Origin of the sequence: Flavobacterium oreochromis (assembly GCF_019565455.1) — a bacterium.
Classification (GTDB): domain Bacteria; phylum Bacteroidota; class Bacteroidia; order Flavobacteriales; family Flavobacteriaceae; genus Flavobacterium; species Flavobacterium oreochromis.
Genome location: NZ_CP067377.1, coordinates 807,823 through 820,865, shown reverse-complemented (window position 1 = coordinate 820,865; position 13,043 = coordinate 807,823). Strand labels below are relative to the sequence as shown.

The window sequence follows — 13,043 nt, the reverse complement described above, 5'->3', positions numbered from 1 at the left end:
ATTACTATTTAATGATGTTTCTTCAAAGAAACATAAGCTAATAAAGTACTTAATAACATCCCCATTCCACCTAAAATAAAGGGAGCACCTGCAAAAATAAAAGGGGCTTCGTTATGAGTGAAATAATAGAATACGGTTGACATCAAAGGCGGACCAATGATAGACGAAGCACTTATTAAACTGGTTAAAATACCTTGGATTTCGCCTTGCTCATTAGCTGGAACTTGTGAGGCAATCACCGCTTGTAAAGCAGGGCCTGCGATACCACCCAAGCAATAAGGAATTAAAAAAACGAACATCATCCAGCTTTCTGTGGCTAAACCAAATAAGAACATGCCTAATGTATATAGAGCCATTCCTATATAAATGCTTTTTATATTACCAATTTTAGGGTTAATCCAGCGGATTAGACCTCCTTGGACTAATGTTACTAATATCCCAATAACACCCAATGAGATACCTACCATTTTTTCATTCCAATTAAGTTGATACATGGTAAAATAACTCCAATTGCTTTGAACTGCGTGTGAAGCGGTATGGAGTAAAAAAACAGCTATTACTAATCCAATTAGTTTAGGGTATTTTTTTAAGTTTAAAAAAGTCCCAACAGGATTTGCTCTTTTAAGATCAAATTTTCTTCTGTTTGATGTTGCTAATGATTCTGGTAAAATAAAATAGCCGTATAAGAAATTGATTAAGCATAAAATAGCTGCTGCATAAAAAGGAATTCGTGCTCCATATTGTCCTAATACCCCTCCTATTACTGGACCTATGATAAAGCCTAAACCAAAAGCAGCACCAATCATTCCAAAATTTTTAGCCCGATTTTCTTCTGTGCTTATATCCGCTATATAAGCAGATGCTGTGGTAATGCTAGCGCCTGTAATACCCGCCAAGATACGTCCAATGAATAACCAGGTTATACTGGGAGCAAATGCTAAAAGCAAATAATCTAGTGAAAAACCAAATAACGAAAGTAGCAAAACAGGTCTTCTGCCATATTTATCGCTTAATCCACCTATTAGCGGGGCAAATAAGAATTGTGTTAAAGCATAAGAAAATGTTAGCCAGCCTCCATATTTTGCAGCCTCGCTAACTGATCCGTGAATTAATTCTTGGATTAATTTTGGAACTACAGGAATAATGATCCCTAATCCGATTACATCAATTAGTAACGTAATAAAAATAAAACTGATAGCAGCTTGTTTTTTAGTTTCTTTCATATGTGTAAAATTTATTTGTTATAGGTCACATATGTTATCGCTTTTATTGATTGGAGTTTGCATGCGCAAACCACGAGTTTATGGCGATTTCATAGAACAAATAAACAAAAAAATCCCAAACTCTTTTAAAGTTTGGGATTTGTATTTTAAAATTGCTTCTTATGGCAATGATTATAATTCCAATGCTTTTCTTGGATTACCTCCCATTAAAATTTCAGTTGGGTTTTCAAGTGCTTCTTTTACTGCTACCAAGAAACCTACTGATTCACGACCGATCAATAATACGGTGATCGTATGATAACGCTACAAACATTACGGGAGCAATAACAATTTGACCGTTTTTAACAATTGCTCTGTCTACCACATTGTGCATTCCTAAGATACCTGATTGTGGAGGGTTGATGATAGGTGTAGATAACATAGAACCGAATACACCACCATTGGAGATCGTAAATGTTCCACCTGTCATTTCATCCACTGTAATTTGACCATCACGAGCGCGGATCGCTAAACGTTTAATTTCAGCTTCAACACCACGGAATGTAAGGTTTTCGGCATTACGCATTACAGGTACCATTAAACCTTTGGGTCCTGAAACTGCAACTGAAATATCACAAAAATCGAAAGACACTTTTTCTTGTCCATCAATCATTGAATTTACATCTGGATATAATTGTAAAGCACGTGTAACAGCTTTAGTAAAGAAAGACATGAATCCTAAACCTACTCCGTGTTTGTTTTTGAATTCATCTTTATATTGATCGCGTAAAGAGTAAATAGCACTCATGTCTACTTCATTAAAAGTAGTTAGCATGGCAGTTTCATTTTTAGCCATTACAAGACGTTCTGCTACTTTACGACGTAACATAGATAATTTAGTTCTTTGAGAACCACGAGAACCACCAGTAGGTGTACCCATAGAAGCTTTTGCATTTAAAGCATCTTCGGTAGTAATGCGACCAGCTTTGCCTGTACCATTTACAGTTGCTGGGTCTATATCTTTTTCTGCTAATATTTTTTTAGCTGCTGGCGAAGCTGAACCCGTTGCATAGGTAGTTGTTGGAGTTGGAGCTGCTTTAGGCGCTTCCACTTTTGGTGCTTCTTCTTTTTCTCTGCTACAGGAGCTGTACCACCTTCTGGTTTAGTGGCACTAGTATCAATCAAACATACAACTGAACCTACAGCCACAGTGTCTCCCTCTTCTGCTTTTAGGGTGATAATACCACTCATTTCAGCAGGTAATTCTAATGTTGCCTTATCTGAATCAACTTCAGCAATCGCCTGGTCTTTTTCAACATAATCTCCATCTTGAACTAACCAAGTGGCAATTTCTACTTCTTTGATAGATTCCCCTGGCGAAGGGACTTTCATTTCTAAAATCATATCTTAAATGTTGTTTAAAGTTTGATTTGTTTAAAGTTTCAAGTTGATGACCTTTAACTTGAAACTTGAAACTTTAAACTAAATTATTATTAATTAATTAAATTTTTATCAAAAACCATTGCAATAGCATCTGCATGACGTTTTTTAGAGCGTGTATAACTTCCAGATGCTGGAGCACTATATACTTTAGGTGACGCTACACGGAATTTTACTTCGTTGAAATTCATTAGCATAAAACCGTATGCTCCCATATTTCTTGGCTCTTCTTGTGCCCAAACGTAATCTGTTGCATTTGGATACGAAGCAATAATTGACTTTAATTGTTCTACAGGTAATGGGAATAATTGTTCAATTCTAATTAAAGCTACATCGTTTCTTCCTTGTGCCTCTCTCTCTGCTTTTAGATCGTAATAGAATTTACCTGTACAGAAAACTAATGTTTTAACATCGGTAGGGTTCACGTTAGGATCGTTAATTACCTCTTGGAAGTTTCCTGTTGTAAATTCTTCTATTGAAGAAACCGCTTCTGGATGACGTAATAAGCTCTTAGGTGTAAATACCATTAAAGGTTTACGATAGTTTGTTAACATCTGTCTTCTTAGTAAATGGAAAAAGTTTGCAGGTGTTGTACAGTCAGCAACGAACATGTTTTGTTCTGAGCATAGTTGTAAATAACGCTCCATACGTGCGGATGAGTGTTCTGCACCTTGGTTTTCATAACCATGAGGCATTAGCATAACTAAACCATTTTGGTTATTCCATTTATCTTCTGCAGCAGAAATGTATTGGTCAATCATGATTTGAGCACCATTAGAGAAATCTCCAAATTGTGCTTCCCAAATAGTAAGTGTTTTAGGAGATGCCATAGCATATCCATAATCAAAACCTACTACACCATATTCTGATAATAACGAATTATAAGCGTTAAAGTATCCTTTTTTGTTAGGAATATTATTTAATAAGACTATTTCTTCTTCTGTGTCTTCAGTTTTTACAACAGCATGGCGATGTGAAAAAGTACCACGTTCAACATCTTGACCTGATATACGAACATTGTATCCTTCAGTTAGTAAAGAACCATAGGCAAGCATCTCTCCCATAGCCCAATCTAGCTTGTCGTCTTCAAAATACATTTTTTTACGATCATTGATCAATTTTTGTATTTTGCTGATATATTTTTTATCAGAAGGTAATTCTGTAATAATTTTTGCTATATTATCTAACTCTTCTTTAGATACACCCGTGTTAACTTTTTGAAGCATTTTAGCCTTGTCAGCTTTTGCAAAACCAATCCATTCATCTTGCATAAAAGATTCAATTACTGTAAGAGTTTCTTCTCTTGAAGCGCTAAGATTTTCGTCTAATTTTGCTTTATATGTTTCTTCAATTTCTTTTAAATATGCAGTTGAAATGAGTCCTTGTTCAACTAGTTTTGCTCCATATAAATCTCTTACATTTTTATGTTTAGATAAAGATTTATAAAGCATTGGTTGTGTAAAACGAGGTTCATCTCCTTCGTTATGCCCATATTTTCGATAGCCTAAGATGTCAATATAGACATCTGCCCCAAATTGCATACGGTATTCTAATGCGAATAGAATTGCTTTTACAACAGCTTCTGGATCATCAGCGTTTACATGTATAACAGGTGCTGAATTTAGTTTGGCTATATCCGTACAGTAAGTTGATGATCTAGAATCAGTATAGTTAGTGGTGAAACCAACTTGGTTGTTGATTACTACGTGTAGCGTACCTTGCGTTTTATAACCATCTAGATGCTCCATTTGTGCAATTTCGTATACTAGACCTTGTCCAGAAACGGCGGCATCACCATGTACAATTACAGGTAAAACTTTATTAGGTTGTGAGGGGTAAAAACGATCTTGTTTAGAACGTGTAATGCCTTCTACTACAGCGCCTACTGTTTCTAAGTGTGATGGGTTAGGAACTAAATTAATATTGATCTTTTTACCTGTTCTTGTTGTTTTGTGTGTTGTAATACCTAGGTGGTATTTTACATCACCATCAAAATGATCATCATCGACATAATCTTTGCCGTCAAATTCGCTAAAAATATTTTTTGTTGGTTTGTCAAAAACATTTGCCAAAACGTTCAGACGACCACGATGTGCCATACCTAATACTAGTTGTTCTACTCCCAATTGAGCGGCTTCTTCTATTAAAAAATCAAAAGCCGGAACTACGACTTCATTACCTTCTAGTGAGAAACGTTTTTGTCCTACATATTTGGTGTGTAAGAAGTTTTCAAATGATACAGCTTCGTTGAGTTTTTCAATGATAAGTTTTTTCTTGTCATTGCTTACTTCGTTAGCCATTGCATTAATTTTTTGCTCAATCCAAGCTTGTGTTTTAGTGTCTCGAATATATTTATACTCAAAAGCAATTGATTGGCAATATAGTTTTTTCAATAGTGTAATTAAATCAGCTAGAGTAGTAGGGTTGCCTGTAATTAGTGAACTAGTTTGAAAAACGGTTTGTAAATCAGCATTTACTAATCCGAAATTTTCGATTTCAAGAGAAGGAGTGTATGTTCTTCTGTTTCGTACAGGGTTAGTATCTGCAAACAGATGTCCGTTGGTACGATAAGCTTCAATTAACTGTACTACTTTAAGTTCTTTCTGAATTTTTTCAGTTAATTCAGCTTGATTCATTGATCCTGCATTTGGATGATTGCTTTCAATTACTCCATTTGAGAATTCGTTAGCAAAGTCAAATCCTTGAAAAAAAGCCCTCCATGAAGGTTCAATACTATCAGGATTAACTAAATATTGATCATATAAATCGGCAAAAAAAGCCGTATGTGCTGCGTTTAAAAAGGAAAACCTATCCATATTTCTGTCTAATGACAATTTTTGGTTAAAAAATTATTGCAAAAGTATAAACTTTTGCTTTAAACTAATCAATAAAACAGTACTTTTATATGATTAATTTTTAATTCTTTAAAATATATATCTAAAATTAGAGTCTAATGATAAAAAATGTATTTTTTTTTAGTTTTTTTTTGTTTTCATCTACCTTTCAAGCTCAAGATTCAACATCGAGTTCTAATGTAAGTGATTTTTGGGATCATGTACGTTTTGGAGGAGGTGTGGGTTTTAGTATGGGAAATAGTTTTACTAATATTTCGGTTTCTCCTACTATGTACTATAATTTTGATGATCAGACAAGTATTGGAGTTGGACTTAATACTAGTTATATTAAAAACTCTGGGAAATTTACTTCTTTTGTTTATGGATTAACGGGCAGCGTCTTATATAATCCTGTTGAAAGTTTACAATTTTCTGCAGATGTAGAGCAGTTACGGGTAAATTTAGATTATAATACAAATTTAGGTCAGCGTTCTGATGATTTTTGGAATACAGCTCTATTTTTAGGGGTGGGTTATAGTGTTAATAATATTACAGGAGGTATACGTTATAATCTCCTTTTTAGGGATACTGATAGATTATATACATCCGCATGGATGCCCTTTATTCGGATAGTATTTTGATAGATAGGAAGATATAAAAGTATTCGTTATAAATATTTAATTTGGAAGAGAATTTTTTCTGATGTGTTTTATGTTAATAGAAAGCATGCCTAAGTCTTTTCAAGTAAATGACTTAGGTAGCCTACTTATTAATTAATAAATATTATTGAAAGTGGATTTACTTATTTTCTGAATTTTTAAAATATTTTCAATAATTATTTTTTGTTTTAATTCATTTCGAAGCTATTGCTTAGTATTAGATTGGCAGCATCATAAACTTTTAGTTGATATACGCCTGGTGTTAAATTTTTTAGAGGAATTATTTTCTCAATTTTAAGGGCTTTGTTTTGATAATGAACTACGGAAATAGCTGTATAATCTTCTATTCTTTCACCTGTTGTGGTAGTTTCATTGTATGTTATTAGATCATTATTAGGATCAAATAATTGGAAATAAAATGTTTTATTTTGAGGGGTGACTAGCTCGTTTTCACTAATTAAAAAGCTAATCTTAATTAAGTTTGTCTTGTTTGCTTTGTCTGTTTGAGTAATTTCACCAGATGATTTTATTCTAAAAGTATTCATTTCTAAATTAGAAAAACTTAGTTTAGAGGCTTTGCTTAATTTTTCGTCAACTAATTGTAGTTTTTTGTTTAGATTTAGGTTGTTTGTGTTTAAATCTTCATTTGTTTTTTTGATATTTTTAAGCTCTGTGTTAGAGGCGATTAATTCATTTTCAGTGCTGTCTATTCTTTTCTTATATCGTTCTATCTCGTTCATAAGATAGCCAATTCTTAATTCTAGGTTTTTTGATTCAATTTTATATTTAGTAATTTCAGATGGATCGTAATTTCCATTTTTAACTTTAGCTAAAAGTTGATCTACTTTTTTTCTTTCTTCTAGTAGTTCTTTGTTCAGATGCCCTTTTTTTGCAATTGTGTTTTCTAATGCCAGTTTTACTTTTTCAAGGTCATTTGTTAATTCTGCTTTTTCACTTCTTAATGAAATAATAATACCCTTAGAATGAGCTGACATTTTATAAATATAAACTAAACAGCTTAATAAAAGAAGGGACAGTAGAGTGATAATAATTTTAAAACTTTTATTATTTATAGAGGTTGTCATGATATTACTGTTTGGTTAAATGAAGGGGCTTGGTTTAGGTTTTTATCTAGTTTGAAATAGATATAAATTCCTAAAATTCCAATGAGAACCATAAAAATCCAGTTAGCATTAAAACTATATTTTTCAATGATGCTGAAACTTAGTTTTGAGCTTAATATTTGAGCAAAACTAAAACTCATAGAATATAATGCCATATATTTACCTTCTTGACCTGGTGTAGCTTTGTTAAATGCAAAAGTGTTAGCAAAAGAGAAGATTAAAATTTGTCCTAAGGTTATTAATCCAATACTGAGTATTAATAAAAAAATCCACTTTGCAAAAATTAAGAAGAAAAAGCCTAATGTCATGAAGAGACTTCCTATTTGAAATATTTTTGTATTTTTGATTTTGGTTTTTTCAAGATATCCTATAATGGGCATTTCAAAGAGAAAAATGAGCAAACCATTTAAAGATAATAGTAGCCCTATTTGCATTTCACTAAAATTAAATTTTGATGAGTTGTATACTGGCAAAGTTGTAAAAAGTTGGAAAAAGAGTAAGGCTGTAATAAAGGAGCCTAATAGGAAAATTACAAAATTAGAATCACTGAATATAGAATTTTTGTGTTTATGTGTTCTTTTAATTGTTCTACTCTTTTGGCGTAAATGTCAATTTTTGTTTCATCAATTAAAAATAAGAATAGAATTACAGCTATCACACAGCTGATTCCGTCTATCCAAAATAATGGATCATAATTGTTATTAGCAATTAGTACTCCTCCAATGATGGGACCTGTAAACATGCCTAAGTTAGTTGCTAATCTTATAAGGGTAAGAGAACGGGTTCGATTAGAGAAATTGCTAAAGCATCCAATAGCAACATAAACAGCTGGTTTGTACATATCAGCTATAGCTGTTAAAAAGAATAGACCGATGCTTATTTCTATAAAGTCATATAGAAACATTAATGAGATGAATCCAAAACCTACTAATAATAAGCTGGAAAGGATTACGGTATAAAATCCTATTTTATCTGTTAATTTGCCTCCTATCCAGTTTCCTAAAAAGAACCAATACCTATAGAACTCATAAGCCAGCCTACTTCCTGAAGAGTAAAAGAGAAGCCTTTGTGTAAATAATTACTTAAAAAGGCATAACCATAGCTCCTGCTCTGTTGATATAAGTAATGAGCGTAAGAATCCAAATTTCTTTGGGAAAACCTCTGAAGTTATCCAAATAGGTGATTTTTTTTTCATATGATGTAGATTTAGGGGAAATCTTGGGCTAAGTTAGTTAAACCTGATTTTTTTGATGGTTTTTTCTTTTTGTTTTAACAAAATATACGGTAAAACCGTAATGAATTGTATTGTGTTTCTTTACTCAAATAATATTTGTTATTTTTGTAATATACAATCTTCAATAGGTAAGCTAACTTTTAATATACGTTTTAGAAAGGTATATTAGTTATAAAGAATAGCTTTAATAAAATTAAATCTATTTTAAATGAAAAAAATTATTTCTTTTTTCTTTTTGATTCAGGCCTTTTCATTGTTTGCACAAAGAGAAATGTTACAATCAGGTCCTATGGTGGGCTATTGTGAAATGACAGAAGCTGTAATATGGTTACAGACTACAACTAATGCTAGTGTAAAATTGGAATATTTTGATGTTTCTACTCCTGCAAAAAAAATGTTTTCGGATGTATACAATACGAAAAAAGAATCAGGGTATACTTGTCATGTTGTTTTAGATAAATTAGAACAAGGGAAGAAGTATGCTTACCAAGTTTATATAGATAATAAGCTAATAAAACTGCCTTATCCAACTACTTTTGAATCTAAAAAATTATGGCAATGGAGAGAAAAAGCTCCAGATTTTACAGTTGCTTTTGGTAGTTGTGTTTATATTAATCAGCCTGAAGTTGATAGACCAGGAAAGCCTTATGGTAGTAACTATAATGTGTTTACAAGTATAGCAGCTAAAAAGCCTGATATTATGTTATGGGGAGGAGATAATATTTATTTACGCGAAGTTGATGAAAGTTTATCGGGTCTTTATTTTCGTTATACTCATACCAGAAGTACTAAAGAAATTCAACCTTTATTAGCTAGTACCCAAAATTATGCTATCTGGGATGATCATGATTTTGGACCTAATGATGGAGATAGAAGTTTAAATTATAAGATTCATACTCAAAAAGCGTTCAAGAATTTTTGGGCTAATAAATCATATGGTTTAGATCCTTTAGAAACTCAAGGAATTTATTCTACCTTTAATTGGGGTGATGCACAGTTCTTTTTGTTAGATAATCGTTATTTTAAATCGCCTAATGATCGTAAAACTGGAGATAGGACTTTATTAGGTAAAGAACAGTTAGAATGGTTAATAGATGCTTTGTCTTCTTCTAAAGCTACTTTTAAAATTATTGTAGTAGGTGGTCAGGTGATTAATTCTGCCGCAAAATTTGAAAATTATGCAACTTATCCTCAAGAAAGAGAATATTTGCTTAATGAGATTGCTAAGAATGATGTTAAAGGTGTTTTATTCTTAACAGGAGATCGTCATTTTGCTGAATTGTCTATGTTAAAACGTGGAGGTAATTATCCTCTGTATGATTGGACTGTTTCTCCATTAACTTCAAATCCTTCTAATTCAGGATTAAAAGAGGAAAATAAAAATCGTGTAGAAGGAAGCGTCTTTGTACAACATAATTTTGGTTTGCTATCTTTTACTGGAGATAAAGAGGATAGACAGGTTAAATTATCTTTATTTGATCATGAAGGAAAAGAATTGTGGAATAAAGTGATAACTAAAAAGAGTTAGGATATTAATATAAATTTCTATACCATACTTTTTGCCATTCTCTTTTTAAAATGAGATAACTTACTTGCTCGGCGAGTTCAATTAAATTGAAACCGTCGAGCTTTTTTATTTCTTCTTCATTTACATCAATAATATATAAGAGATTTAAATATTCGTTAAACTTATTCTGAATTAATTGATGAATCTTTTCATGTAATTGGAGTTTTAAATCAATGGGAGTTATTTCTAAGGAGAAGTCTAAAAAATCGTTAGCTAAAGTAAAGTCTTTGTTTAATTGTTCAATGAGTTTTACATAGAGCTTCTCCTTCTGTGCTTCAGATAGTAGTAGATTCGTATCTTTTGGCGCGATGAACATATTTGAGATAATTATTTAATAAGATAGAAAATTTAATGATTTCAATTCTTTTTTTCTTCTTATCTGCTTTTATACATTTCTACTCATTAAATTTTCGCCAAATGTTTTTAAAATATTTTTTTTATCTTCACTAATATTAATTTTTTCCAGTGTACTAAAGGCTTTAAGCGTATATTCTTTAATAGCTTCTTGTGTAGCTGTACTAGCTCCTGTTGAATTAAAAAAGTTTTTTACGGTTTCAATTTTATCTGTATTGTCATTTGGTTGTATAGAATATAACTGTTGTAGTTGTTTTTTATCTTCTATAGAAGCAAATTCTAATGCTTTTATATAGAGATATGTTTTTTTATTTTCTATAATATCGCCTCCTACTTGTTTTCCAAATGTTAAAGGATTTCCAAAGGCATCTAAATAATCATCTTGGAGTTGGAATGCAATTCCTAGATTTAAACCAAATTCATAAATTAAATTTGCATTTTCGGAAGAAGTTTCGGCTACTATAGCTCCCATTTTTAGTGCAGCACCTACTAACACAGCAGTTTTATATTCAATCATTTTAAGATATTCACTAATGGTTACAACTTCTCTAGTTTCAAAATCTACATCGTATTGTTGTCCTTCGCATACTTCAAGTGCTGTTTTACTGAATAATTGAGCTAATTTTTTTAAAAATACTAGGTTCATAATTTTCAAAGTATTGGTAAGCTAATATGAGCATAGCATCACCAGAAAGGATACCTGTATTAATATTCCATTTTTCATGTACCGTTTCGTTACCTCTTCTTAAAGGAGCATTATCCATAATATCATCATGAACCAATGAAAAGTTATGAAAAACTTCCACTGCTGTAGCTGCTGAAAGAGCTTTTATATAGGAGGTGTCAAAGATCTCAGCCGCCATTAATGTTAGTACAGGACGTATTCTTTTTCCTCCTAAAGATAGGATGTATTGTATGGGATTGTACAAATTTAATGGGTCTTTCTTGACTGATAAGTCCTCAAAATGTTTAGTAATAATATTTTGATAGCTACTAATTGCTTGCATTTTAAATTTTTGCTAAAATAATTTAAAAGTTGAGAACGCCAAGTTGAATTAAATGTTAAAAAAAACAAAAAAACAAGGAAACTTTTAAAGTATTTAAAGTTTCCTGTATATATTTGCCTGACTTTTAAAAGTATAGATTTAATAATAAAGAACAATAAGGATTTTTAGTTTATTTGAAAATAAATGAAGATGAAAAAAACGATTTTAATTACAGGAGCTTCAAGTGGTATTGGATTGGAATTGGCTAAAATTCATGCCGAAGAGGGAAATGATTTAGTACTTGTAGCTAGAAATGGACAGCGATTAGATGATTTAAAAATAGAATTAAAAGCTAGAAATAATATTAGAGTTTATACTATTTCTGAAGATTTATCAAAAAGAGGTGCTGCTTTAAATGTTTATAATGAAGTTAAAAAATATGGTTTAACGATAGATTATTTGATCAATAATGCAGGTTTTGGAGATTTTGGTTTATTTACAAAATCAAGCTGGGATAAGACAGATCAAATGATTCAATTAAATATAACGGCTTTAACACAATTTACTCATATTTTTCTAAAAGACATGGTACAGCGTAAAAGTGGAAAGATTATGAATGTAGCTTCTACAGCAGCTTTTCAGCCAGGTCCTTTAATGGCTGTTTACTACGCAACAAAATCATATGTTTTGCATTTTACAGAAGCTATAGCTAATGAAGTAGAAGGAACAGGTGTTACGATAACAGCTCTATGTCCTGGTGCAACAGAAAGCGGTTTTCAATCAATGGCAGATATGGAGGATAGTAAGTTAGTAAAAAACAAAAAATTACCAACATCGCGCGAAGTTGCTTTGTATGGTCATCAAGCTATGCTAAGAGGGGATACTGTAGCCATACATGGTATTAAAAATGCTTTGCTAGCTAATACTGTTCGATTTACACCTAGAAAATGGGTTACAAAAATTACTCGATTTATTCAAGAAACAGCATGATATGAAAAATAGAATTATTTCTAAGGCAACTGATATGTTCTTGAAATTAGGTTTCAAAAGTGTAACAATGGATGATATTGCTGCTGAAATGGGGATTTCTAAGAAGACCATTTATAAGTTTTTTAATAATAAAGAATCTTTAATAAGAGAATCCACTTTTGTTATTCATGATAAAATACATTTAGTTATAGATGAAATTCTTGCTAAAAATTATAATGCAATAGAAGAAAATTTTGAAATACGTAGACTATTTAAAGAAATGTTTCAATCTTATGATAATTCACCTGTATATCAATTAAAAAAGCATTATCCTGAGATATACAATAAATTGATGGAAAGTGAGATAGAAGATTGTAATGAAATGTTTGGACAAAATATTCAAAAAGGAATTGCAGAAGGACTCTATAGAAAAGAGGTGTATATACCCGCTTATATACAATTTTATTATACGCTAATATTTACTATTAATGAGAACACTCAATTTGAAAGTGATGCACTAAAACTGGAACTAGAAGCGTTAGAGTACCATACCAGAGCACTTGCTACGCCTAAGGGTATAAAAGAATTAGAAAAACAATTACTGAAATATAATAATTAAATGAGAAATTGGCATAGACTTTTATTAACGATATTTTTCTAGGGCAAAATTATGC

The 13,043-nt window shown here is 31.5% G+C and carries 10 protein-coding genes and 2 pseudogenes; 4 read left to right on the top strand and 8 right to left on the bottom strand.

All coding sequences use genetic code 11. The features are described 5' to 3' along the window. Positions 1–8 precede the first annotated feature (8 nt). The 3 genes and pseudogenes from JJC03_RS03990 to JJC03_RS03980 form a co-directional block, all read right to left on the bottom strand. Positions 9–1,223 (bottom strand): TCR/Tet family MFS transporter, encoded by a 1,215-nt coding sequence (locus tag JJC03_RS03990; RefSeq protein WP_103714262.1) that lies wholly within the window; start codon positions 1,221–1,223, stop codon positions 9–11. Positions 1,224–1,394: 171 nt separating this feature from the next. Further along, positions 1,395–2,606: pseudogene (gene odhB, locus JJC03_RS03985) on the bottom strand (2-oxoglutarate dehydrogenase complex dihydrolipoyllysine-residue succinyltransferase). A gap of 89 nt (positions 2,607–2,695) precedes the next feature. Beyond that, positions 2,696–5,458: a 2-oxoglutarate dehydrogenase E1 component gene (locus JJC03_RS03980; protein ID WP_088444191.1), complete on the bottom strand. Its 2,763-nt coding sequence runs from the start codon at positions 5,456–5,458 to the stop codon at positions 2,696–2,698. A gap of 137 nt (positions 5,459–5,595) precedes the next feature. Between JJC03_RS03980 and JJC03_RS03975 the strand changes: the two genes are divergently transcribed. Next, positions 5,596–6,117 carry a hypothetical protein gene (locus JJC03_RS03975; protein WP_088397352.1) on the top strand — a complete coding sequence of 174 codons (522 nt, stop codon included), beginning with the start codon at positions 5,596–5,598 and terminating at the stop codon, positions 6,115–6,117. A 206-nt stretch (positions 6,118–6,323) separates the two neighbouring features. On the opposite strand, the gene JJC03_RS03970 is transcribed toward JJC03_RS03975, so the two are convergent. The 3 genes from JJC03_RS03970 to JJC03_RS03960 form a co-directional block, all read right to left on the bottom strand. Further along, on the bottom strand, positions 6,324–7,130 hold the full coding sequence (locus JJC03_RS03970) for a DUF8428 domain-containing protein (protein ID WP_088397351.1): 807 nt from the start codon (positions 7,128–7,130) through the stop codon (positions 6,324–6,326). Between the two features lie 86 nt (positions 7,131–7,216). Continuing rightward, positions 7,217–7,768 (bottom strand): MFS transporter, encoded by a 552-nt coding sequence (locus JJC03_RS03965; RefSeq protein ID WP_258932580.1) that lies wholly within the window; start codon positions 7,766–7,768, stop codon positions 7,217–7,219. A gap of 20 nt (positions 7,769–7,788) precedes the next feature. After that, the gene (locus JJC03_RS03960; RefSeq protein WP_258932579.1) at positions 7,789–8,208 is read right to left on the bottom strand and encodes an MFS transporter; all 420 of its coding nucleotides are present in this window, start codon (positions 8,206–8,208) and stop codon (positions 7,789–7,791) included. A gap of 493 nt (positions 8,209–8,701) precedes the next feature. Between JJC03_RS03960 and JJC03_RS03955 the strand changes: the two genes are divergently transcribed. After that, entirely contained in the window at positions 8,702–10,021 is a 1,320-nt protein-coding gene (locus JJC03_RS03955) for an alkaline phosphatase D family protein (RefSeq protein ID WP_235874039.1), read from the top strand. Between the two features lie 4 nt (positions 10,022–10,025). Here the strand turns inward: JJC03_RS03955 and JJC03_RS03950 are convergent, their stop codons facing one another. Both JJC03_RS03950 and JJC03_RS03945 read right to left on the bottom strand, forming a co-directional pair. Further along, positions 10,026–10,376 (bottom strand): hypothetical protein, encoded by a 351-nt coding sequence (locus tag JJC03_RS03950; protein ID WP_088444190.1) that lies wholly within the window; start codon positions 10,374–10,376, stop codon positions 10,026–10,028. A 69-nt stretch (positions 10,377–10,445) separates the two neighbouring features. Then, positions 10,446–11,421: pseudogene (locus JJC03_RS03945) on the bottom strand (polyprenyl synthetase family protein). A gap of 189 nt (positions 11,422–11,610) precedes the next feature. On the opposite strand from JJC03_RS03945, the gene JJC03_RS03940 reads away from it, so the two are divergent. After that, complete coding sequence (locus tag JJC03_RS03940) at positions 11,611–12,390, top strand: SDR family NAD(P)-dependent oxidoreductase (RefSeq protein WP_088397347.1); 780 nt, start codon at positions 11,611–11,613, stop codon at positions 12,388–12,390. Between the two features lies 1 nt (position 12,391). After that, the gene (locus JJC03_RS03935) at positions 12,392–12,988 is read left to right on the top strand and encodes a TetR/AcrR family transcriptional regulator (RefSeq protein ID WP_088397346.1); all 597 of its coding nucleotides are present in this window, start codon (positions 12,392–12,394) and stop codon (positions 12,986–12,988) included. Positions 12,989–13,043 lie beyond the last annotated feature (55 nt).